At 75.1% G+C, this 21,927-nt stretch carries 23 protein-coding genes; 8 read left to right on the forward strand and 15 right to left on the reverse strand.

Annotation, left to right across the window (positions count from 1 at the left end; translation table 11 throughout):
* Nucleotides 1-16: 16 nt before the first annotated feature.
* The 5 genes from GCE86_RS05945 to GCE86_RS05965 form a co-directional block, all read right to left on the reverse strand.
* Nucleotides 17-622 (reverse strand): class I SAM-dependent methyltransferase, encoded by a 606-nt coding sequence (locus GCE86_RS05945; RefSeq protein ID WP_154225989.1) that lies wholly within the window; start codon nt 620-622, stop codon nt 17-19.
* Entirely contained in the window at nt 561-1,460 is a 900-nt protein-coding gene (locus GCE86_RS05950; RefSeq protein WP_154225990.1) for a sulfite exporter TauE/SafE family protein, read from the reverse strand. The genes GCE86_RS05945 and GCE86_RS05950 overlap by 62 nt, the downstream gene beginning before the upstream one ends.
* The gene (locus tag GCE86_RS05955) at nt 1,457-2,056 is read right to left on the reverse strand and encodes a rhodanese-like domain-containing protein (protein WP_154225991.1); all 600 of its coding nucleotides are present in this window, start codon (nt 2,054-2,056) and stop codon (nt 1,457-1,459) included. The genes GCE86_RS05950 and GCE86_RS05955 overlap by 4 nt, the downstream gene beginning before the upstream one ends.
* 90 nt (nt 2,057-2,146) lie before the next feature.
* A complete protein-coding gene (locus GCE86_RS05960; protein ID WP_154225992.1) occupies nt 2,147-3,547 on the reverse strand; it encodes an MBL fold metallo-hydrolase in 1,401 nt (466 codons plus the stop codon).
* Nucleotides 3,548-3,674: 127 nt separating this feature from the next.
* Nucleotides 3,675-3,944, reverse strand: coding sequence for a metal-sensitive transcriptional regulator (locus GCE86_RS05965; RefSeq protein ID WP_154225993.1), 270 nt, complete (start codon nt 3,942-3,944; stop codon nt 3,675-3,677).
* Between the two features lie 178 nt (nt 3,945-4,122).
* On the opposite strand from GCE86_RS05965, the gene GCE86_RS05970 reads away from it, so the two are divergent.
* Nucleotides 4,123-4,515 carry a DUF302 domain-containing protein gene (locus GCE86_RS05970; protein WP_154225994.1) on the forward strand — a complete coding sequence of 131 codons (393 nt, stop codon included), beginning with the start codon at nt 4,123-4,125 and terminating at the stop codon, nt 4,513-4,515.
* A 27-nt stretch (nt 4,516-4,542) separates the two neighbouring features.
* Here GCE86_RS05970 and trxA read toward each other — a convergent pair whose 3' ends face one another.
* The gene (gene trxA / locus GCE86_RS05975) at nt 4,543-4,911 is read right to left on the reverse strand and encodes a thioredoxin (protein ID WP_154225995.1); all 369 of its coding nucleotides are present in this window, start codon (nt 4,909-4,911) and stop codon (nt 4,543-4,545) included.
* Nucleotides 4,912-5,113: 202 nt separating this feature from the next.
* Between trxA and eccB the strand changes: the two genes are divergently transcribed.
* The gene (gene eccB / locus GCE86_RS05980; protein ID WP_154225996.1) at nt 5,114-6,496 is read left to right on the forward strand and encodes a type VII secretion protein EccB; all 1,383 of its coding nucleotides are present in this window, start codon (nt 5,114-5,116) and stop codon (nt 6,494-6,496) included.
* 83 nt (nt 6,497-6,579) lie between these two features.
* Here the strand turns inward: eccB and GCE86_RS05985 are convergent, their stop codons facing one another.
* Genes GCE86_RS05985 through GCE86_RS06005 form a run of 5 tightly spaced genes read right to left on the reverse strand, consistent with a single transcriptional unit; the run spans nt 6,580 to nt 11,080 of the window.
* Nucleotides 6,580-7,182: a class I SAM-dependent methyltransferase gene (locus GCE86_RS05985; RefSeq protein WP_154225997.1), complete on the reverse strand. Its 603-nt coding sequence runs from the start codon at nt 7,180-7,182 to the stop codon at nt 6,580-6,582.
* A gap of 43 nt (nt 7,183-7,225) precedes the next feature.
* Nucleotides 7,226-7,828: a phosphatase PAP2 family protein gene (locus tag GCE86_RS05990; protein WP_154225998.1), complete on the reverse strand. Its 603-nt coding sequence runs from the start codon at nt 7,826-7,828 to the stop codon at nt 7,226-7,228.
* A 35-nt stretch (nt 7,829-7,863) separates the two neighbouring features.
* Nucleotides 7,864-8,730, reverse strand: coding sequence for a carbohydrate ABC transporter permease (locus tag GCE86_RS05995; RefSeq protein WP_154225999.1), 867 nt, complete (start codon nt 8,728-8,730; stop codon nt 7,864-7,866).
* Entirely contained in the window at nt 8,730-9,692 is a 963-nt protein-coding gene (locus GCE86_RS06000; protein ID WP_154226000.1) for a carbohydrate ABC transporter permease, read from the reverse strand. The genes GCE86_RS05995 and GCE86_RS06000 overlap by 1 nt, the downstream gene beginning before the upstream one ends.
* Nucleotides 9,689-11,080, reverse strand: coding sequence for an ABC transporter substrate-binding protein (locus GCE86_RS06005; RefSeq protein WP_154226001.1), 1,392 nt, complete (start codon nt 11,078-11,080; stop codon nt 9,689-9,691). Before GCE86_RS06005 ends, GCE86_RS06000 begins: the two co-directional genes overlap by 4 nt.
* A gap of 119 nt (nt 11,081-11,199) precedes the next feature.
* Between GCE86_RS06005 and GCE86_RS06010 the strand changes: the two genes are divergently transcribed.
* From GCE86_RS06010 to GCE86_RS06020, 3 genes are read left to right on the forward strand one after another with little or no spacing between them, the layout of a single operon-like run.
* Nucleotides 11,200-12,237, forward strand: coding sequence for a zinc-binding dehydrogenase (locus GCE86_RS06010; protein ID WP_154226002.1), 1,038 nt, complete (start codon nt 11,200-11,202; stop codon nt 12,235-12,237).
* Nucleotides 12,238-13,056, forward strand: coding sequence for a sugar phosphate isomerase/epimerase family protein (locus GCE86_RS06015; RefSeq protein ID WP_154226003.1), 819 nt, complete (start codon nt 12,238-12,240; stop codon nt 13,054-13,056).
* The gene (locus tag GCE86_RS06020; RefSeq protein ID WP_154226004.1) at nt 13,053-14,417 is read left to right on the forward strand and encodes an MGH1-like glycoside hydrolase domain-containing protein; all 1,365 of its coding nucleotides are present in this window, start codon (nt 13,053-13,055) and stop codon (nt 14,415-14,417) included. Before GCE86_RS06015 ends, GCE86_RS06020 begins: the two co-directional genes overlap by 4 nt.
* A 79-nt stretch (nt 14,418-14,496) precedes the next feature.
* On the opposite strand, the gene GCE86_RS06025 is transcribed toward GCE86_RS06020, so the two are convergent.
* The 3 genes from GCE86_RS06025 to GCE86_RS06035 form a co-directional block, all read right to left on the reverse strand.
* Nucleotides 14,497-15,201, reverse strand: coding sequence for a CBS domain-containing protein (locus GCE86_RS06025; protein ID WP_154226005.1), 705 nt, complete (start codon nt 15,199-15,201; stop codon nt 14,497-14,499).
* Nucleotides 15,202-15,293: 92 nt separating this feature from the next.
* The gene (locus tag GCE86_RS06030) at nt 15,294-17,429 is read right to left on the reverse strand and encodes a molybdopterin-containing oxidoreductase family protein (protein WP_154226006.1); all 2,136 of its coding nucleotides are present in this window, start codon (nt 17,427-17,429) and stop codon (nt 15,294-15,296) included.
* A gap of 57 nt (nt 17,430-17,486) precedes the next feature.
* Nucleotides 17,487-17,879, reverse strand: a complete 393-nt coding sequence (locus tag GCE86_RS06035) for a hypothetical protein (protein ID WP_154226007.1) — start codon at nt 17,877-17,879, stop codon at nt 17,487-17,489.
* 157 nt (nt 17,880-18,036) lie between these two features.
* Between GCE86_RS06035 and GCE86_RS06040 the strand changes: the two genes are divergently transcribed.
* The gene (locus GCE86_RS06040) at nt 18,037-18,435 is read left to right on the forward strand and encodes an NUDIX hydrolase (protein ID WP_154226008.1); all 399 of its coding nucleotides are present in this window, start codon (nt 18,037-18,039) and stop codon (nt 18,433-18,435) included.
* A gap of 9 nt (nt 18,436-18,444) precedes the next feature.
* Here the strand turns inward: GCE86_RS06040 and GCE86_RS06045 are convergent, their stop codons facing one another.
* Nucleotides 18,445-19,758 (reverse strand): aminotransferase-like domain-containing protein, encoded by a 1,314-nt coding sequence (locus GCE86_RS06045; RefSeq protein WP_154226009.1) that lies wholly within the window; start codon nt 19,756-19,758, stop codon nt 18,445-18,447.
* A 99-nt stretch (nt 19,759-19,857) separates the two neighbouring features.
* Between GCE86_RS06045 and GCE86_RS06050 the strand changes: the two genes are divergently transcribed.
* Both GCE86_RS06050 and GCE86_RS06055 read left to right on the forward strand, forming a co-directional pair.
* The gene (locus GCE86_RS06050; RefSeq protein ID WP_154226010.1) at nt 19,858-21,114 is read left to right on the forward strand and encodes an MFS transporter; all 1,257 of its coding nucleotides are present in this window, start codon (nt 19,858-19,860) and stop codon (nt 21,112-21,114) included.
* Between the two features lie 122 nt (nt 21,115-21,236).
* Nucleotides 21,237-21,632 carry a DUF2267 domain-containing protein gene (locus tag GCE86_RS06055; RefSeq protein ID WP_154226011.1) on the forward strand — a complete coding sequence of 132 codons (396 nt, stop codon included), beginning with the start codon at nt 21,237-21,239 and terminating at the stop codon, nt 21,630-21,632.
* Nucleotides 21,633-21,927: the final 295 nt, after the last annotated feature.

Genomic DNA, 21,927 nt, shown 5'->3' on the forward strand with positions numbered 1-21,927 from the left:
CCGGGCGCGGCGCCGCTCAGTCGGGGCGGCTCGCCACGACGACCGTGTCGAGGGCGTCGACGGCGCCGCCGTCGGTGGTGGCCACCGGGCGGCGGGCCGTCTCAGCGCGCCGGATGTGCAGCCCGGCCAGCCCGTCGACCACCGCTTCGGGGGTCAGCAGGACGGCCGGGTCCTGCGGCCCGCCGGTGCCGCCGCTCAGGTTCGCCAGGTCGTGCCCGACCACCACGAGGCTCCCACCGGGGCGCAGCGCCTGCTTGGCCGCGGCCAGCACCACGGCGAAGTCGTCGGCGGGCAGGTGCAGGTAGCTGATGAGCACCAGGTCGTAGCTGCCGGGCACCGGCCGGTACGCGGTCACGTCGGCGACCCGCCACTCGACCTCGACGCCGCGCCCGGCGGCCAGCTCGCGCCCGCGGCCGACGGCGACCGGCGAGAAGTCCACCGCGGTGACCCGCCAGCCCTGCTCGGCCAGCCAGACCGCGTTGCGCCCCTCACCGGCGGCCAGGTCCAGCGCCGCGCCGGGTGTCAGCCCGCTGACCGACTCCACCACGAAGCGGTTCGGCTCAGCGGTCCACACCAGACCCGGCGTGCTCGCGTACCGGGTGTCCCAGGCGCTGCTGTCCACTGTGTCCCCTCCTCCGGCGGCCCCACACCGCCACGGTGACCGTACCGGCTCCGGCGAGTGCTCCCACGGTGAGTCCCGCGGCCAGGGGCAGCTGCTGCGCGAGGACGAAGATGCCCATCACCACCACGAACCAACCGAACGACTTGCGCAGGAGGTCCGCGGGGATCCTCCCGGCGAGGCGACCGCCGAGGATGCTGCCGACGACGGCGGCGGCGGTCACCGCGAGTGCGAGTCCCCAGTTGATGCTCACGCTGGAGAGGTAGCCGGCCAGGCCGGCGAACGACTTCATCGCGATGACCACCAGGGAGGTGCCGACGGCGACCGGCATGGGCAGGCCGCCGAGCAGGGCCAGGGCCGGCACCACGAGGAAGCCGCCGCCCGCGCCGACCAGGCCGGTGACCAGCCCGACGACGATCCCGTCCAGGATCACCCGGAACGCCGGCAGCTCGTGCGGCACCGGCCGGCCCTCGGCGGCGCGCCGGCCCCGGATCATCGCGATCGCGGTGGCCAGCATCATCACCGCGAAGCCGGTGAGCAGGAATCCGGCCGGGACGAACTCCGCGAGCCGGCCGCCGGCGTACGCGCCGGTCATGCCGGCGAGGCCGAAGATCAGCCCGGTACGCCAGCGGACCCGTCCGGCGCGGGCGTGCGGCAGTACTCCGACGGCGCTGGTGGCGCCGACGACGAGCAGGGAGGTGGCGATCGCCTCCTTGGCCGGCAGCCCGGCGACGTACACCAGCAGCGGAACGGCGAGGATCGACCCGCCGCCGCCGAGCAGCCCGAGACTCACCCCGATCAGCACGGCCAGGCCGAGGGTGAGCAGCAGCGACGCGCTCATGCCCGCTCCCCGTTGCCCTCGCGCAGCTGGCCGACGACGGTGTCGAGGTCGCAGCTGGCGCCCCGGTTGTACGGCAGCCTGCTCAGCAGCATGCCCATGGCGCAGGTGTTGGTCACCGCGGCGAAGGTGAGGCCGGCGCCGATGAACGCGGCGACCCACTTGAGGCCCGGGACGAACACCGAAGCGAGGACGCTGAGCAGGACGATCGAGCCGGCCACCAGGCGGACCTGCCGCTCCAGGTCCCAGCGGGCCGCGCCCTGCTTCGTCGGCGCGTCCGCCGCCTGCCAGGCGAGCATGCCGCCGTTGAGGACCTTCAGGTTCGGCAGCCCGGCCCCCGCGAGGGCCCGCTCGGCCTGGGTGGCGCGGGCACCCGAGCGGCAGATCAGCACCACGTCCTCGTCGAGGTGGTTGCGCAGCTCCTCGCGGTGTTCCTTGAGCAGGTCCAGCGGGACGTTGTAGGCGCCGGGGATGTGCACGGTTTCGAACTCGGCCGGGGTGCGGACGTCGAGCAGTCGGGGGGCGCGCCCGGAGTCGATCAGCTCCCGCAGGGTGCTGGCGTCGAGGGTGGCCGGGCCGGTGGTCTCGGAAGTGCTCATTTCTCCTCGTTCCTGGAGGAATCGCCGTGGTGACGGCAGGGCGGGGCGCCGGCCGGCGCGCGGTGGCGCCGGCCGGTACTCGGATACGGGTCAGGCGTTGCCGGCCATCGCGACGCCTGCCGCCTCGGCCTGGTCGTACCTGTCGTTGATGACGACGACCTCGCGGCCGGCGTTGGCCAGCAGCGACGCGGCGGCGGTGGCCCGGTAGCCGGAGCCGCAGTGCACCCAGACGACGCCCGCCGGCACGTCGGCGAGCCGCTTGGGCAGGTCGGGCAGCGGGATGTGCACGGCGCCCGCGACATGGCCGGCGCGCCACTCGTTGGTCATCCGCACGTCGAGGACGACATCCGGCGCAGGCAGGTCCGCCGGGAGGTTCCCGGAGCGGGCGGCGGCGAGGGCCGGGAAGTTGGCCAGTCGCAGCTCGCGGAGCTGCCCGGCCTCGGCGGCCCACTGCTCGGCCGCGCCGGTGGCCTGCGCGGCCGGCCGATCGATGCCGATCCGGACCAGTTCGCGCTGGGCGTCGGCGACCTGCTCCGGGGTCTCCGCGAGCAGCGTGATGGGCGTGCCCCAGTCGATCAGCCAACCCAGCCAGGTCGACATCGGGCCGTCCAGCCCGAGGCTGACCGTGCCGGCCAGGTGCGAGGCCGCGTACGCCTTGCGGTGCCGCAGGTCCACCACCCACTCCCCGGCGGAGATCCGCTCGCGGAGCTGGGCCGCGTCGGCGCGGGCGACCGGGGAGAGGTCGACCGGTGCCGGCCCGGCGCTGTTCGCCACGCCCATGTGGGCGTAGTACGCGGGGTAGGCGTCCAGGCCGGCGAGGGTCTGGCCGACGAACTCGTCCGCGGCCAGCCGCAGCACCGCGTTCGCCTGCTTCTCCCGCCCGATGGTCGAGTCGGGGGCGTCGGCCTGGCTGGCCGAGCAGAAGCTGCCGAAGCCGTGCGTGGGCCAGACCTGGGCCCCGTCGGGCAGCAGGTCGGCCAGCCGCCGCGCGGAGGCGTGCTGGTGGTGGGCCAGCGTGTGGGCGTGCTCCTGGCCGAGCAGGTCGGTGCGTCCGGTGGTACCGAAGAGCAGCGAGCCACCGGTGAAGACGCCCGCCGGCTGCCAGCCGCCGTCGGTGGCCTCGTCGAGGACGTACGACAGGTGGTGGAAGGTGTGGCCGGGGGTGGCGACCACGCGCAGGCGCAGCTTGTCCGAGACGGGCATCGTGTCGCCGTCGGTGACCGGCGTCCGGTCGAAGCCGACCTCGTCGGCGGCGGCCACCAGATACCGGGCGCCGGTGATCCGGGCCAGTTCCAGGCCACCGGAGACGTAGTCGTTGTGGATGTGCGTCTCCACCACGTGGGTGATCCGCACTCCGTTGGCCCCCGCGAGGTACAGGATCCGGTCGACGTCGCGCTGCGGGTCGACCACGATCGCCACCCGGCCGTCGGAGGCCAGGTAGCTGCGGTCGCCGAGCGAGGACGTGGCGATGACGGACACCTCTACTGACATGTGCCGTTCTCCTCTCTTTCCCCATATACCCCGGGGGGTATAGCGGAGACAGACTTCGGCCCGGATCTCGGGCGTGTGTTTACCCGCCCTCGCCACGATCACGCGGCGAGGGCGGTGAATTCCTCGGTCAGGCCAGGGCGAGGAAGAGCTTCTCCAGCTCCTCCTCGGTCATCTCCGGCTCCTCGCCCCGGTCCCGGGCGGTGCCGCAGTGCCGCATGCCGGACGCGATGATCTTGAACCCGGCCCGGTCGATGGCCTTGGACACGGCCGCGAGCTGGGTCAGCGCGGCCCGGCAGTCCTCGCCGTTCTCCATCATCTCGATGACGGCGTTGAGCTGGCCCCGGGCCCGCTTGAGCCGGGTCAGCGCCTCGCTGGTCATCTCGGGTTGAAGCTTCACGGCACTACCTCCTGCCTTCAACATACCCCCGGGGGTACCCGTCTCGCCAGTGATACCCCCACCGGTATTTCAGCCGCCGGCTTGGCCGGCGGATTCCCCGCCCGGGTGGCGGGTCACCCGATGGCGGGTACCCGGGCACCCGCGGGCGACATCATGTGCACCGAGGGGAGCAGACACCATGAACTACGCGATCGCCACCCGGGTGCCCGCCGGGTTCGCCCCGACGGTGGAGCGGGTCCGCGCGGCCCTGAAGGACCAGGGCTTCGGGGTGCTGACCGAGATCGACCTGCGCTCGACGCTGCGCGACAAGCTCGGGGTCGATCTGGCGGAGTACGTCATCCTGGGGGCCTGCAACCCGCCCCTGGCGCACCGCGCCGTGCGGGCGGACCCGGCGATCGGCCTGCTCCTGCCGTGCAACGTCGTGGTCCGTGCCGAGGGGCCGGACAGCACGGTGGTGCAGGCCATGGACCCGCAGGTCATGGTGCAGCTCAGCGAGGCGCCCGAGCTGCGGGCGGTCGCCGACGAGGCCGCGGCCCGGCTGCGGGCCGCCCTGGACGCCGTGGCCGCCTGAACCCCCGCCGCGGGGGCGGGCGGCGGATCAGCGGTCGGCGCCGCTGCCGGCCAGCTTCGACCGCACCTCGTCCATGTCCAGGTCGCGCACCGCCTGGATTACCTGCTCCAGTGCGGCGGCCGGCAGCGCGCCGGGCTGGGCGAAGACCAGGACGCCGTCCCGGAAGGCCATCAGCGTCGGGATCGACCGGATCTGGGCGGCCGCGGCGAGGCCCTGCTCCGCCTCGGTGTCGACCTTGCCGAACACGATGTCGGGGTGCTGCTCGCTGGCCCTCTCGAAGACCGGCGCGAAGCTGCGGCAGGGGCCGCACCAGCTGGCCCAGAAATCGACCAGGACGATCCCGTCCCGGCTCACGCTCTCCGCGAAGTCCGCTCCGGTCAGCGCCACGCTGGCCATGTCCCACCTCCGAGTCTCGATGGCGTTTCTGGAGGGCACAACATACCCGGGGGGGGTATCTGTTCCCCGGGTGTGCCGGCTCACTCGGGAACGTCGATGGGGATCTGCGGCCGGCCACGCCGGTCGACCCACCACGCAGGGTCCACAGGGGATCAACCGAGCGTCTATCCTGTGCGCCGAGGAACCAGGCGGAAGGGATCCGATGCCGTCCCGGCAGGACCAGCTGCACTCCTACCAGTTCACCGTCCAGCGGGCGGTCGCCGCGCTCGTGCTGCGGGAGACCGACCCCGCGCAGTCGCCGTTCCGCCGGCTGGCCGGCGCCGGCCTGGCCAGCGTGCTGGTCGCGGTCATCGCGCTCGGCGGGGTCGCCCTCTACGGCCTGTTCACCGGCGGCGGCAGCGCCTGGCGCGACCCGGGCGCGGTGATCGTGGAGAAGGAGTCCGGGGCGCGGTTCGTCTACCGGGAGGAGAAGCTGCACCCGGTCCTCAACTACGCCTCGGCGCTGCTGGTCATCGGGGCGGACCGGCCGAAGACCGTGCTGGTCTCCCGACGCGCCATCGAGGGCGTGCCGCGCGGCCTGCCGCTCGGCATCGCCGACGCCCCCGACTCGCTGCCCGCGCCGGGGCGGCTCGCCACCGGAGCGTGGACGGTCTGCTCGGTCACCGCCGCCGAGGCTGGCCGCACCGAGGTCCGCTCGGCGCTGCTGATCGGCCGGTACGCCACCGGCGGCCGGCCCCTGGGCGACCAGGGCCTGCTGCTGCGCCATCCTGACGGCAGCCTGCACCTGCTCTGGCACGAGCGCCGCTACCTGCTCCGCGACACCGACCGGGTGCTCGCCGCGCTGGCCGCCACCCGGGAGCGGGCGGTGCCGGTGGCCGCGGCGCTGCTCAACACCGTGCCGGCGGGCGCCGACCTGGCGCCGCCCCCGCTGCCCGACCTGGGCGCCCCCTCCGAGCGGGTCACCGGCGCGGCCGTCGGCGACGTCTACCTGGTCCGCAACTCGGGCGGCGGCCGGCAGTACGCCGTGGCCGGGCGATCCGGTCTGGCCGGCATCACCGAGTTGCAGGCGGCCCTGCTGCTCGCCCGCACCGGCCAGGGCGACCCGGAACCGATCACCCTCGGCCGGTTCGCCGCGCTGCCGAAGCTCCCCGACCTGGTGCCCACCGGGCCGACCGCCCCGCCCGCCGTGCCGCCCGCGCTGGCCACGGCGGACGGCGGCGCGCTCTGCGCCCGCGTCGGCGACGACACCGGCGTACGCGAGGTCCGGCTCGGCGTCACCCCGCCGGACCTCTCCGCCGCCGCCCGGGCCCCGGCCGGCCGGGGCGGGCCGGCCGACCACGTGCTGGTCGCGCCCGGAAGGGGCGCACTGGTCGAGTCGGTCGCCGCGCCCGGCGCCACCGGCGGCGCGGTCAGCGTGATCACCGACCTCGGCCGGCGCTACGTGCTGGGCGGCGCCGACGTGCCCGGCATGCTCGGCTACGCCGGGGTCCGTCCGGTCCGGCTGCCGGCGGGCCTGGTCAGCCTCGTGCCGGCCGGCAGTCCGCTCGACCCGGCCGCCGCCCGCACCCTCGCCGCACCGGCCTGACCCGGGCCACGGGTCCGCCGCTGGGGCACGCGGGGGGAGCGTGACCGGGCCACGGGTCCGCCGCCCGGGCGCGCGGAGAGCGCTCAGGCGGGCTTGCGGAACACGCTCACCGCGAACTCCGCGTCGTCCTGCCAGGGGCGCAGGTCCCAGGTGGCGAAGCGGTGTTCGAGGCGCAGCCCGGCGGCCACCGCGTCGGCGTCCAGACCGGTGACCGGGTAGCCGCGGTCGGTGCCGAAGCCGACCACCACGAGGCCGTCCGGCCGGACGTGCGCGGCGACGCGGGTCAGCACCGCGCGCTCGGTGCCGGGGGCCACGAACACCATGACGTTGCCGGCGACCACGGCCGCGTCGAACGGCTCCGGCTCACCCTGCGCGGCCAGGTCCAGCTCGGCCAGGTCGGCGACCAGGAAGCGGGGACCGGGGTGGTCGGCGCGGGCGGCGTCGATCAGCGCCGGGTCGGCGTCGACGCCCACCACGGCATGACCCCGGGCGGCCAGCGCGCCGGCCACGCGGCCGGTGCCGCACCCGGCGTCGAGGATCCGCGCGCCCGGCGGGACCAGCGCGTCCAGCAGCCGGGCCTCGCCGGCCAGGTCCGCCCCCTCGGCGGCGAGCCGGCGGAACCGGTCGATGTACCACTGCGAGTGGCCCGGTTTGGTCTCGGTCACCCAGCGGGTCGGCTTGCCCATGCCGTCACCGTAGCTGATCTTGTTGGGCCGGGTCCGGGGAACCTCAGCCGAGGGCGAGGAGGGCGCCGGTGGCCAGCGGGGCGCCGGTGAGCGCGCCGGCCACCACCTGCGGCCAGGTGTGGTCCCGCAGCACCACCCGGGACCAGCCGACGGCCGCCACGAAGAGCCAGCCGGCGTGCAGCGCCGGGCCGAACAGCAGCACCAGGACGGCCGTGGTGGCGGCCGCGACCGCGGCGTGGATGCTCAGCTTCCACCAGTGGTTGACCAGGGTGCACGCCGCGCCGACCACGAAGATCACCACGATCACGGCGAACAGCTCGGCGGGCGCACGCAGCGCGGCCAGCAGGGCCGTCCCGACCGCCACCGAGGCCAGGCCGGTCAGCAGCGGGCGGGCCCGCTGCGTGCGGTCGCCGACGTGCCGGTCGGTGAGCCGGCCGCGGCGCACCCCGTGGAGGATCACCCCGACCGGGATCACCGCGCAGAACAGCAGCGCCGTGCCGCCCCAGAGCGCCAGCTGCTGCGGCGAGCGGCTGACCCGGGCGGCCGCCACCAACGGCAGGGCGGTCACCAGGACGCCCGGCGCGAGCACCTCGGTGATCAGCCGGGCCAGCCGCCCGCTGACCGTCCGTTCCCGGGTCGCCCGCACCGGGCCATCCTGGTGGAGCCGTCCGGCAAGGTCAACTATCCCTTCTCCGCGCCGCTGGTGAGCCCCTCGGTGAGCAGCCGCTCGCTGGCGAAGAAGAGGATCACGATCGGCAGGGTGAGGATCACCGAGCCGGCCATCAGGACCGTCTTCGGCACCTCGACCCCGTCGGCCAGCAGCGACAGGCCCAGCGACACCGTCCACCGGTTGGGCCGGTCGACCAGGAAGAGCAGCGCGAAGAGGAACTCGTTCCAGGCGATCATGAAGTCGTAGAGGGCGACCGCCATCACCGACGGCGCGGCCAGCGGGAGGCTGACCCGCCGGATGATGCCGAGCCGGCCCGCCCCGTCGATCGCCGCGGACTCCTCCAGGCTGACCGGGATCGTCTCGAAGTAGTTCTTGAGCATGTAGACCGAGACCGGCAGCGTCTGCGAGATGTAGACCAGCACCAGCCCGACCAGCGACCCGCGCAGCCCGGCCCGGGTGAAGACCACGAACAGCGGGATCGCGATGACGATCGACGGGAACAGGTAGACCGCCAGGAACAACGCGCTGACCTGGCGCCGGCCGAAGAACCGCAGCCGGGACACCGCGTACGCGCCGGGGATCGCGATCACGAGGGTGAGCGCGGTGGCGGACAGGGCCACGATGCCGCTGTTGCGGATGAAGGCGAGGAAGCCCTGCCCACCGTCCTCGACGGACTTCAGCACCTCGGCGTAGGTGGCCACGGTCAGCTCGCCGACCGGCACGAGCAGCGAGCCGGGGTCGAGCAGCAGCCGCTCGATGGGGCGTACGGAGAGCACCAGCATGTACCAGAACGGCAGCAGGGTGACGAGCAGGAAGATGGCGATCACCAGCCGGCGCAGCCAGCGCAGGCTCACCGTCTCGATCCGGTCCCGGTCCATCACGACTCCTCCCGCCGGCCGCCGAAGAAGCGCAGGTAGATCGCCACGAACACGATCAGCACCACGGCCAGCACCACCGCCTGCGCCGCCGCCGCGCCGATGTCGGTGCGCGCCGTGAGGAACTGGTAGACCCGGACGCTGACCACCTCGGTGCCGGCCGAGCCGCCGGTGAGCAGGTAGACGTCGTCGAACTTGTTGAAGGTCATGATGAACCGGAGCACCCCGATCAGCGCGATCACCGGCATGAGCTGCGGCAGCAGGATGTGCCGGAAGCGTTGCGTCGGGGTGGCGCCGTCGACCCGGGCGGCCTCCTCCAGCTCGGCCGGCACGGCCTGGAGCCGGGCCAGCAGGAACAGGAACGCGAACGGGAAGTAGCGCCACGCCTCGAACGCGATGACCGTCCAGAGCGCGGTGGACTCCTGGGACAGGAACGGCACCGGCGCGTCCCAGCCGAGGAACCGCCGCCCCCAGTCGTTGACGAAGCCGATCTGCGGATCGAGCATCACCTGCCAGACGAACGTCATGGCGACCACCGGCGCCACGTACGGCAGCAGCATCGACGCGCGGACGATCGTGCGGCCCCGGAACGGCCGGCGGACCACGAGCGCCGCCACGAGGCCGACCAGGATCGAGCCGACCGTCCCGCCGGCGCTGTAGACGACGGTGGTCCAGAGCGTGTCGGCGAAGCCGGGCGTGTGCAGCACCCGGTCGACGTTGTCGAGGGTCAGCTCGCCGAAGAGGCCGGTGCGGCGCAGGGTCGCGAGGCGTACCCGCTGGAAGGCCAGCACCACGGTCCAGACGATCGGGATGCCGATCACCGCGACCACGACGAGCAGAGTGGGGGTGACCAGCGCGAGCCCGGCTCGGGACTCGCGGCGGCGCAGGGTGAGCGGGCGTCTGCCGGGCCGGCGGGGCCGCTCCCGGGTGGGGGAGTGGCCGGCCTCCGGCGTGGTGGTGGTCAATTCACGCCCTTGGCGATCGCGTCGACGTCCTTCTTCGCCCGCTCGGCGGCGGCCCGGGCGTCGGACTTCCCGCCGATCACGTCGGCGAGCGCCTTGGGCACGGGCAGCTCGCCGAGGATCGCCCCGACCAGCTTTCCCTGGCCCTGGGTCAGCCCCCAGCGCTGGAAGGTGTCCGGGCTCTTGCGCAGCGTGGCGAGCACGTCGTCGCCGTAGACCGCCGACAGCGGCTGCTTGCGGTCCACCCCGGCCTGGCTGGTGTTCCAGGCTGTGAGGAACTTCTGCTTGTCCTCCGCGGTGCCGGTGCGGACCGGGAAGCGCCCCTCGGGTGACATGCCGAACCAGCGCGGGTAGCCGTCGGAGAGCATGTACTCCACGAAGGACGACGCGGGGTCGCTCGCACCGTCGAGGACCGCCCAGGAGCTGATCTCGCCGTACTGGGCCGGCTCGGCGCCGTTCGGGCCCTTGATGGCGGTGACGAAGCCGCTGTTCTTCGCGAGCCACGCCGGGTCGGACTGGCACTGCGGGCAGGTGGGCTTGGCATCGTTCCGCAGCCCGGCCAGCTCGTCGAGGATGAACGGCGACCAGATCAGCATGGCCGCCTTGCCCGCGAAGTAGGTGGCGCGAGTGGTGTCCACGTCCTGCGCGCCCTTGACCGAGTTGTTGCGCATCAGGTCGCCGTAGAAGCGGAACGCCTCCACGCACTCCGGGGAGTCCAGGGTGACCTTGCCGGCGTCGTCGGTGAGCTGGCAGTTGTTGGCCAGCGCGAGGTGTTCGAAGGTCTGCTGGGTGAAGACGTCGCCGGGCGCCGTCGCCGCCGCGATGCCGGCGACGCCGCCGGTGTTCAGCTTCGCCGCCGCGGCGGCGATCTTCTCGTACGTGTCGGGGGCGGGCAGGCCGGCCGCCGCGAACAGGTCCTTGCGGTAGACCAGGAGCTGGCCCCACCCGTCGCTCGGCACGGCGAGCTGCTTGCCGTCCTCGCTGGTCAGTTCGAGGGCGCGCGGGGAGAACGTCTCCCGGCCGAGCTTGTCGACGACCCGCTTGTTGGCGTCCGGCTCCAGCAGGTCGTTGCCGGCGAGCGTGCGCACCCCGGCCAGGGAGACCGAGCCGACCACGTCGGGCAGGTCGCCGGCCGCGGCGCTGGAGGCGATGAGGGAGGGGAACTGGTCCTCGTTGACGGTGACCAGATTGACCTTGACGCCGGTCTTGGCGGTGTAGTCGGCGATGATCGCCTTGGTGGCGTTCACCCGGTCGGCCACGTCTTCCAGGCTCCACACGGTTATCTGGGAACTGTCGGATTTCGGCTCGTCGTCACCGCAGGCCAGCAGGGTTGTCCCGGCAAGTGCCATGATCAGGGTGGGGGCGAGCATCCGCATCGAGGGTGATGACATCGGTGGCACTCCTCTCGAAGGGTACATCAGGGATTCAACGCCCTCGATTGATCATTTACAAGACATTTATCGATATTTCAGGGTAGGATCGGGTCCGGCACTTCCCTCGGAGCGACGCCATGGGCAACTGGGTTGTCTCTCTGGCCGGGCCCCGGCGCGTGAGCCTGGAGCCCTGCCCCCCGGACCCGCTCGGCCCGGGCCAGGTCCGCGTCCGCACCTGCTACTCCGGGATCTCCGCCGGCACCGAGCTGACCCTCTACCGGGGCAGCAACCCCCGCCTCAGCAAGGACTGGGACGACGCCACCCGCATGTTCGTGCCCCGGCAGGCCGCGCCCGCGTACCCCGTGGTGGGCTTCGGCTACGAGGAGGTCGGCGAGATCGTCGAGGTGGCGCCCGACGTCGCCGACCGCCGGCCCGGCCAGGTCGTGTGGGGCATCTGGGGACACCGCGCCGAGGCCGTGCTGCCCGCCGGCGCGGTCACCCCGCTCGCCCCCGGGCTCGACCCGCTCGTCGCCGTCTTCGCCCGCCCCGGCGCCATCGCGCTGACCGCCGTACTCGCCGGCGACCTGCACCTCGGCGACTGGGTCGGCGTCTTCGGGCAGGGCGTCATCGGGCTGCTCGGCACCCGGCTCGCCGTGCTCTCCGGAGCCCGCGTGGTGGCCGTCGACCGGGTGCCCGACCGGCTCGCGCACGCCACCCGGCTGGGCGCCCGCCGGGTCGTCGACGCCGCCACCGACTCCGCCGCCGCCGCGCTGCACGCGGCCACCGGCGGCCGCGGCGCGGACGTCTGCCTGGAGCTGTCCGGGTCGTACCCGGCACTGCACGAGGCGATCCGCGCCACCGCCCACGCCGGCCGCGTCGTGGCCGCCGGCTTCTACCAGGGGTACGCCCACGGGCTGGGACTCGGCGAGGAGTTCCACCACAACCGGATCCAGCTGGTGGCGGCCCAGATCTCCGGGCCCGCCCCGGCGCCCGGCACGGCCGGCCGGTGGACCGGGACCCGGATCGCCCACACCTTCATGGACCTGGTGGCCGAGGGCAGCGTCGACCCGCTGCCGCTGGTGAGCCACGTCGTCGACGCGGGCGCGGTGGCCGACGCGCTGGCGTTGCTCGACCGCGGTGACGGTGACGTCCTCCAAGTGGTGCTGAGGTTCTAAATGACCATCCCACTCGCCTGCCAGGAGCAGCTGCTCCCCGGCGCCGGCCTGTCCGAGAAGTACGCCCTCGCCGTCTCCCTCGGCTACCAGGGCATCGAGCTGCGCGGCCGCGGTGACCTGGCCCTCGCCCGGCGGCTGCCCGAGCTGCGCCGCGCCCGTGCCGAAGGCGTGGTCATGCCGACCGTCTGCGTCGAGATGGACCACTTCATCGGCGACTTCGACCCCGACCGCTCCCGCGACGCGGTGCGCAACCTGCGCTCCCAGCTCTCGGTGATCGCCGAGCTCGGCGGGCTCGGCGCCATGACCCCGGCCGCCTGGGGGATGTTCTCCCGCCGGCTGCCGCCGTTCGAGCCGCCCCGCCCGCCCGAGGGCGACCGGCAGGTGCTGGTCGACGCCCTGGGCGAGCTGGGCGAGCACGCCCGCGCCGAGGGGGTCACCCTCTTCCTGGAACCCCTCAACCGGTACGAGGACCACATGGTCAACCGGCTCGACGAGGCGGTCGCCCTGTGCCGCGCCGTCGGCCTGCCCTCGGTGCGGGTGGTCGCCGACACCTACCACATGAACATCGAGGAGGACGACGCGTGCGCGGCGCTGCGCGCGGCCGCGCCGTACCTGGGGCACGTGCAGGTCAGCGACTCCAACCGGCACCAGCCCGGCGCCGGTCACCTGGACTGGCCGGGCCTGCTGGCCACCCTCGAGGAGATCGGCTACCCCGGGTGGCTGGCGCTCGAGTGCCGGCTGCGCGGTGAGCCGGTCGCCGCCCTGCGCCAGGCCGCCGCCGTCCTGGGCCAGGCCCGGCCACGCCGGGCGGCGGCATGAGCGCCCCCGGCGGCGCGGCCGGGGTACGCGCCGGTGGGCCCGGCCGCACCGGCGCCGAGCGGGCCGCCCGGCTGCGCCGCCTGGCGCTGGCCACCCTCGACGCCAACTGGGAACACGACCACACCGTCCCGTCCCGCACCCTCTACCCGCACCAGTGGAGCTGGGACTCGGCGTTCATCGCGGTCGGGCTGGCCCACGTCCGTCCCGACCGGGCCTGGCGGGAGCTGCGCAGCCTGTTCGCCGCGCAGTGGGCCGACGGCCGCGTGCCGCACATCGTGTTCAACCCGGCACTTCGGGTCGGCGCGTACTTCCCCGGGCCCGAGTTCTGGGACGCGGCCCGGGCCGAGGGCGCCCCGGCGGCGGCCACCTCGGGGATCGTCCAGCCGCCGGTGCACGCCCCGGCCGCCTGGCTGGTGCACCGCCGCGCACCGTCCGAGGCGTCCGTGGCGGCGCTGCGCTGGCTCTATCCGCGGCTGGTCGCCCAGCAGCGCTACCTGACCGGCAGGCGGGACGTCGGCGGGGGCGGGCTGGCCGCCGTCGTGCACCCGTGGGAGTCCGGTCTGGACAACAGCCCCGCCTGGGACGCCCCGCTCGCCGCGGTGCCCGCCGACGAGGCGGTCATGCGGGCGTACCGCCGGCACGACACCGCCCACGCCGACGCGGCGCACCGGCCCACCGACCTGGACTACGCGCGCTACGTCGCGCTCGTGGACGGCTACCGCGCGGGCGGCTACCGGGACGAGGGGCTGCTCGGCCGGCACCCGTTCCTGGTGGAGTGCCCGCTGGTCAACGCGGCGCTCGGGGTGTCCGAGCGGGCCCTCGCCCGGATCGCCACCGTGATCGGCGCCGACCCCGGCCCGCACCGCGACCGCGCGGCCCGGATCACGCAGGCGCTGGTCGACCGGCTCTACGACCCGGTCACCGGCACCTTCCGCCCGCGGGACGTCCGGGCCGACCGGCTCGTCCCGGCCCGTACCGTGCTCGGGCTGATGCCGCTGATCCTGCCCGACCTGCCGGCCCACCACGTGCGGGCGGTGCTCGCCGAGGCGTGCTCGCCCCGGTTCGGCCTGGCCGCCCGGATGGACCGCCCGCTGCCCACGTACGACCGCACCGCGCCGGACTTCGAGCCGCTGCGCTACTGGCGCGGCCCGAGCTGGGTGAACACCGGCTGGCTGCTGTGGCGAGGGCTGCTCGCCCACGGCCGCGCCGACCTGGCCGCCGGGCTGCGGGAGTCCCTGCTGGACCTGGTCGACGGGGCCGGCTGCCACGAGTACTTCCACCCGGACACCGGAGCCGGGCTCGGCTCACCGGCGTTCGGCTGGACGGCCGCGCTCGTGCTCGACGCCCTCGCCGAGGGCTGAGCCGCCCCCTGCCGAGGGCTGACCTCCTCGCCGGCCGAGCCGCCGGCGACGCGGGGGAGGCGCCGCCGGCGGGGCGGGATCAGGCGATGCCGGCGGGGGTCGAGCCGCCCGCCCGCAGCGCGGACATCGGTGCGTCGTCGATCGCGTACCCGAGCGCGTCGACCACCTGGACCACGCCGCTGACCTGCCCGGCCAGCCGCAGCGCCAGGCGCACCGTGGACCAGCGGTCGAGCTGTCCGGTGAGGGTGACGACGCCGCCGTCCACGGTCACGTCCACCACGCCGCCGGGTACGCCGAGGGTCCGGCGCAGCACCTCGTCGCGGACGTCCCGCCGGATGTCGGCGTCCGGGCGCAGGTGCACCTTGAGCAGGTCTCCGCGGGTCACGATGCCGACCAGCCGGCCCAGGTCGTCGACCACCGGCAACCGCTTCACGCCCCGGGCGTCCATGGTCCGGGCCGCCTCGACCAGCGACGCGTCCGGCGCGACGGTGACCGGGGGAGCGGTCATCAGGTCGGCGGCCCGGGTGGCGCCCGCCTTCGCCCGCGCCTCCCGCCGGTGCCGGTCGGGGAGGATCCGCCGCTCCCGCGGCTGCCCCGACAGCTCCAGCTTGTACATCAGGTCCGTCTCGGAGACCACGCCGAGGACCCGCCGGTCCCCGTCCACCACCGGCGCCGCGGTGACCCGCCGGCCGATCAGCACGTCCACGATCTCCCGGTACGCCGTGTCCTGCCGTACCGTCGCGACGGCGGTGGTCATCACGTCCTGCACCTGCCACGTACGCATGGCGACCTCCTCTTTCCGCTCTCGACGCTACGGAGGGCGGAGGCGGGGGAGCAGGGACGCACGGACCCCGCCGGCGGGCCGGAAGTCCCGGCTCAGCCGGCCGGCACCGGGTCGGCGGGCGCGGCCGGCGCCGGCACGGCCGCCGCGTCGGCGGGCGGCTCGGGGCTCAGCAGCTCGGCCGGCACCGGCTCGACCTCGACCCGGCAGTCGTGGAACGTCGGCGCCTCGCCCAGGTCGGTGTCGCGTACCGCGGTGACCGCGTTGACCGTGGCCCGGCCCGGGCTCAGCCGCGCCCAGTAGGCCTTGTAGGTGAACGCCAGGCCCGGCCGCGTCGCCTCGTCCACGGCGACCGCCGCGAGGAACGCGCCCCGGTCGTTGCGCACCCGCACGGCGTCGCCGTCGGCGAGGCCCCGCGCCGCCGCGTCGGCCGGGTGCAGGTGCACCCGGGGCGGCCCGGTCCGCCGGGCGTGCCAGGGCAGCGACGCGAAGGTGGAGTTCATGAGGAACCGGCCGGCCGGGGCGAGCAGCACCAGCGGGAACCGGCGGGCCAGCTCGGCGTCGGCCGCCTCGACGGGCGGGGTGTGCCCGGGCACCGGGTCCACCCCGAGCCGGGCCAGCGCCGGGTCGTGCAGCCGGGCCCGGCCGTCCGGGGTGGGGAAGCCGCCCGCCGCGAAGGGCGCGGAGCCGGCCGGCACCCCGGTGGCCCGGGCGTACGTCTGCTCGCGCAGCTCCTCGAAGCTGACCGGCGTGCCCGCCAGCAGCTGCCGGGCCAGCTCCTCGTCGCTGTCGGAGAACCGGGGGTGGTCGATGCCGAGCGCGGCGGCGATCCGCCGGAAGATCTCGGTGTTCGGCAGCGCCTCGCCGGGCGCCCGGGTGACGGGCAGGTTCAGCGTCGTGTAGTGGTGGCCGTAGGACGAGTGCAGGTCGAGGTGCTCGGGCTGCATGGTGGCCGGCAGCACCACGTCCGCGTAGTCGCAGGTGTCGGTCCACCGCTGCTCCAGCACGACGGTGAACAGGTCGGCGCGGCGCAGGCCGGCGAGGAGCCGGGTCTGGTCCGGGGCGGTGGCGGCCGGGTTGGCGTTGAACACCACGAGCGAGGTCACCGGCGGGTCCGCCTCGCCGGTGAGCACGGTCGCCAGCCGGCTCATGTTCAGCTTCCGGGCCGGCGGGGCCGGCATGCCGGGCGGCCGGACCACCACGTCCTCGTCGATCGGGTGGTGCCCGCTCGTCGACACCAGCGCTCCGCCGCCCGGGTGCCGGAAGTCGCCGGTGACCAGCGGCAGCGCGCAGATGGCGCGGATCGCCTGGCCGGCGCCGTGGTGCCGTTGCAGGCCCAGGCCGACCCGGACGGCGGTGGGCCGGGTGGTGGCGATCCGGTCGCCGAGGCGGCGGACCACCTCGACGGGCAGGCCGCACTCGGCGGCGGCGCGCTCCACCGGCCACTCGTCGAGCCGGGCGGCCAGTTCCGGCCAGCCCACGGTGTGCGCGGCCAGCCACTCCTCGTCGGCCGCCCCCGCGTCGCGTACGTGCCGCATGAGGCCGAGGGCCAGGGCCGCGTCGGTGCCGGGCAGCGGTGCGACGTGCTCGTCGCTGCGGGCCGCGGTGTCGGTGCGCAGCGGGTCGACCGTGACCACGTACGCGCCGCGCTCCCGGGCCTGCTGCACGAACGGCCACAGGTGCAGGTTGGTGGCGAGCGGGTTGGCGCCCCAGAGCACGACGAGCCTGGCCGCCACGATCGACTCCGGCTCGAAGCCGACCGAGCCGCCGTAGATCGACTGCAACGCCGCCCGGGCCGCGCCCGTGCAGATGGTGGTGTCCAGCCGCGACGCCCCCAGGTGGGCGAAGAGCCGCTGGCCCATCGTCCAGCCCTGCACGTGGCCCATGGTGCCGGCGAAGTAGTAGGGCAGCACCGACTCCGGGCCGTCGCGGTCGATGCTCGCGCGCAGCCCGGCAGCCACCCGCTCCACCGCCTCCGCCCAGCTCGCCGGCCGGTAGGCGACCCGTCCGGCGCCCTTCGGGCCGGTGCGCACGTAGGGGGTGGTGAGCCGGTCGGGACCGTTGACCGCGTCGAGGTAGCGGTTGACCTTGCCGCAGAGCGCGCCCCGGGTGAACGGGTGGTCGCGGTCGCCGCGCAGCGCGACGGCCCGGCCGTCCTCGACGGTGAGCTGCCAGACGCAGGTGTCGGGACAGTCCAGCGGGCAGGCGCCGGGGTGGGTGGTGCGGGCCATGCGGCGAGCCTACCGAGCGGTGGGCCCGCCCGGTTCCCGCCGCGGCGGCCGGGCGGGTCAGCCGATCGGCCGCCAGTCCGGCCCGTCGGGCCGGCCGGTCGAGGTCAGCGCGGCGAGCATCACGCCCTCGACCTGCTCGGGCGTGAGGTGCTCCCGGCGGTCGGCGCCCGGCACGTAGGCGCCCCACGCCCGGCCGTCCGGCTCCTGCATGACGACGCCGACCGGATCGCGGTGGTCGCTCACGGCGGCGATGACCCCCCACGGCCGGCGGATGTGCACCTGCTGCTGGAGATCCGGGTCGAGTTCCCGCAGCCACCGCCGGACGGTCTCGCGGTCGTCCAGCTCGGCCGTCTCCGTCCGGGTGCGGAAGATCCCGTACGTGGTCAACAGCTCCGCGACGTCCTGCCGCGCCGAGTCCGGCCTGCCTAGCAGCTTTCCCAGCCATCCCATCCGGCCACTCCGTCCCGCGTCGGCGCCCGGCGTCCGGGCGTCAGGGCCGAAGTGCCCCGTGGCGGACCGGCGGCAAACCCGAGCCGGCGGCGCGCCGGCCGTCGGCGGGCCGCGCGTAGGGTCGCTCCCGATCATTCCCCGAGAGCCGAGGAGCACCGTGTCCGAGATCGACAAGGTCGCCTGGATCCGGATCGAGGACGGCCGGGTGCTGAGCACCCGGTCCCGGGGCAGGGACGTCTGGTACCTGCCCGGCGGCAAGCGGGAGGCCGGTGAGACGGACCTGGCCACGCTGGTCCGGGAGATCGCCGAGGAGCTGGACGTGGCGGTGGTGCCGGAGTCCGCCGTGCCGCTGGGTGTGTTCACCGCGCAGGCCCACGGCCACGGCGCCGGCACGCTGGTCCGGATGACCTGTTACGCCGCCGACTACCGGGGCACGCTGCGCCCGGCCAGCGAGATCGCCGAGCTGGCCTGGCTCGGCTACGCCGACCGGGACCGGGTCTCCCCGGTGGACCAGCTCATCTTCGACCACTTCCGGTCCCTCGGCGCGCTGCGCTGACCTCCGTGCTCAGGCCGGCAGCAGCCGGGCCAGGGCGCGCAGGGCGGTGCGGACCGTCCGGTCGTCGGCGCTGAGGCTGACCCGCAGGCCGGCCTGTGCGCCCCGCCGGGCCGCGAACTCGTCGGTGCCGGCGACCGCGACACCGCGCCGGCGGGCGAGGGCGGTGACCGCCTCGGCGTCGCGGTCGAGGCGTACCCAGGCGAACGGCGCCGGTCCGGGCGCCGCGACCCGGTCACCGAGCAGCTCCCGGGCGAGCGCGGCCCGGCCGGTCAGCTCGGCGGCGCGGGCGGCGGCGAGCTGGTGCGCGTGCCCGCCCAGCACCAGCTGGGTGGCGACCTCGGCGACCAGGGGAGCGGGCGCCCAGGCCAGGGCGCGGGCCGCGGCACGCAGCGGCTCCGCGAGGGACGGCGGGGCGTGCCGGTAGCCGATCCGCAGGCCCGGCGCGAGGGTCTTGGTGAGCCCGCTAAGGTGGACGGTCCGGGCGTGCCAGGCGGCCACCGGTGGCGGCCGGTCGGGCAGCAACGCGCCGAACGGGTCCTCCTCGATGACCACCAGGTCGCGGGCCGTGGCCACGGCGGCGAGCTCGCGGCGGCGCTCGGCGGGCACGGTGAGCCCGGTCGGGTTGTGCAGCGTGGGATGCAGGTGCAGGGCGGCGACCCGGCGGCGGGCGCAGAGCCGGTCGAGGGCGTCGGGGCGGGGGCCGGCCGCGTCGCTGGGCACGGTGGCCAGCTCGACGCGCAGCAGCCGGGCGGCGGCGAGCAGGCCGGGGTTGGTGAGCTCGGTGGTGACCACCACGTGGCGCGGCGGCGCGAACGCGGCGAGCGCGGCGGCCAGCCCGTGCTGCCCGCCGGCGGTCACCTCCACGTGGTCCGGCTCGGGCCGCCAGCCGGCGTGTGCCATCCACCGCGCGCCCGCGATCCGGTGCCGGACCGCGTCGGCGTCCTCCGCGCCGACCGCGTGCGGGTCGGCGGCGAGCCGGTGCAGGATCGGCGCGACGGCCCGGTGCACCGGCCCGTGGCCGGGTGGGTGCACGGCGGCCACGTCCAGCACGGGCGCCGCGCCGGCCGGCGCCGGGGCGGGCGCCGGGGCCACGAAGGTGCCCCGGCCCACCTCGCCGGTGAGCAGGCCGCGCCGCGCCGCCACCTGGTAGGCCCGCCCGACCGTGGCCACCGTGACGCCGAGCCGCCGGGCCAGGTCCCGCTGCGGCGGCAACCGGTCGCCGGGGCCGAGCCGGCCGGCCGCGATGTCGGCGCCGATCGCGTCGGCGAGCGCCAGGTAGCGCGGCCCGCTGCCGGCCAGCCCCGCCGGCTCCCAGATTGTCACCGTGACAATCTAGCCGCCGCGCGCCTCGCGCACCGCCGGATTGTCACCGTGACAATCGGCGCCGGCCGGTTGCCCGGGTACGCGCCGGACGCTGCCCCCATGACCGTCACCTCCACCGCCCTCTGGCGGCACGCCACCTTCCGCCGGCTCTGGCTCTCCGACGCGGTGAGCACCCTCGGCACGCACGTGACCACCGTGGCGCTGCCCCTGGCCGCGCTGACCGCGCTCGGGGCCGGCACCACCGGGGTCGCCGCGCTCACCGCCGCGACCACCCTGCCGTACCTGCTGCTGGGTGTCCCGGCCGGTGCGCTGGTGGACCGGCTGCCCCGCCGGGCCGTGCTGGTCGGCGCCGACCTGGCCCGGGCCGTGCTGCTGGCCAGCGTCCCGTTCGCCTGGGCGGCCGGGCTGCTGACCCTGGCCCAGCTCGTCGCCGTGGCGTTGCTGGCCGGCTGCGCCACCGTCCTGTTCGACGTCGCGTACTTCGCCGCAGTGCCGGCGGTGGTGCCCGCCGCCCGGCTGGCCGACGCCAACGCCCGCCTCGAGGCGACCCGCGCGGTCGGGCAGACCGCCGGCCCCGGCCTGGCCGGCGTGCTGGTCGGCGTCCTCGGCGCGCCGCTGGCCCTGCTGGTCGACGTCGCCAGCTTCGTCACCTCGGCGCTCTTCCTGGCCGGTACGCCCCGCCTCGCCCGGACCGCCGCGCCCGGCGCCGGCGGGCTGTGGCGGGACGCCGCCGGGGGGATCCGCTTCGTGTTCCGCGACCCGGTGGTGCGCGCGTTGACGCTCTGCTCCGGCCTCACCAACCTCTGGCACGCCGGCTTCCTCGCCATGCTGCTGGTCCACGCGGTACGCGAGCTGCGGCTGCCCGCCGCCACCGTGGGTCTGCTGGTCGCCGCCGCCAACGTCGGCTACCTGCTCGGCGCCGCGGTGGCCGGCCGGGCCCGGGCGAGGCTCGGCGTCGGCCGGGCGGTCACCGGCGCGGCGGTGCTCCAGGCCGGGGCGGCGCTGGTGCTCTGGCCGCACCCGGCCGGCATCGCCCTCGGGCTGGCCGTGAACGCCTTCGCCAGCGGGCTTTACAACGTCAACGCGGTCAGCCTTCGGCAGGCCGCCACCCCGCCCGCGCTGCTGTCCCGGATGACCGCCACGAGCCGGTTCGTCATCTGGGGGGCGATGCCGCTCGGCGCGGCGCTGGGCGGCGCGCTGACCGGGCTGCTCGGCGCGTCCGCGTACCTCGGGGTGGCCGCCGCGGGGATGGCCGCCGCGGCGCTGGTGACCCGCTGCTCGCCGGTCTGGCGTACCCGGGACTTCCCGGTTCCCCGGGCGGAGCCGGCGGACGCGGCGGTTCCCGCCGGGCGGTGACCGCACTGTGCCGCCGTTTGTCGTCGTCGGGCGCGGGTAACCGCGGGCGCGACGCTCCGGGCCGGCTCCGGCCGGGGGCTGTCGGATATCCGGCGGCGGCCGGCGACGACAGGAGTGCGGCTGTGCGGTTTCCCCGATTCGTCGAGGCGGTGTCCCGCCGTGCCGAGCTGCCCACCGAGCAGGCCGCCATGATCTCCCGAGCGGTGTTGCAGACCCTCGCCGAGCGGATCACCACCACCGAGTCGGCGGACCTGGCCGCGCAGCTGCCCGACGAGGTCGGGAGCTATCTCGCCGGGCCGGGCGAGGGCGGCGCGACGGGCGGGTCGGTCGCCTTCCTGTACCGGGTCGCGGAGCGGGCCGGAGTGGGCCCGGCGGTCGCCGAGGTGGGCACCCGCGCGGTGCTCGAGACCCTGCGGGAGACGGTGACGGTCGGCGAGTTCGAGGATCTCGTGGCGCAGCTACCCAAGGGGTTCGACGCGATGGTCGACCCGATCCCGCGGCCACCGTACGATGTGTAGGCAGGCTCCCCGAGACCCGGGTTGAGCTGCGGCGACGAGGCCGTTGCTGTGGAAAATCTACGGCCAGGAAATATTTTCACCGTAAAATAACTCGTGAGTAGCCGCTTACGCCGTAAATCGTCTACGCGCTAGAGGGATGATCGGACGAATTCCTCCGGCCGAGCTTCCACGTGTTGTCATCCCTTCGGTCTTACCTCCGTCAATGCCCTCCCCATCGACACATCGAGCTCTATTCTGCATCCAATGTGAAGTCCTGGGGGGGATCATGATCACATTCACCGAACGCTGCGCGCCT

The organism is Micromonospora terminaliae, assembly GCF_009671205.1.
Taxonomy (GTDB): Bacteria; Actinomycetota; Actinomycetes; order Mycobacteriales; family Micromonosporaceae; genus Micromonospora; species Micromonospora terminaliae.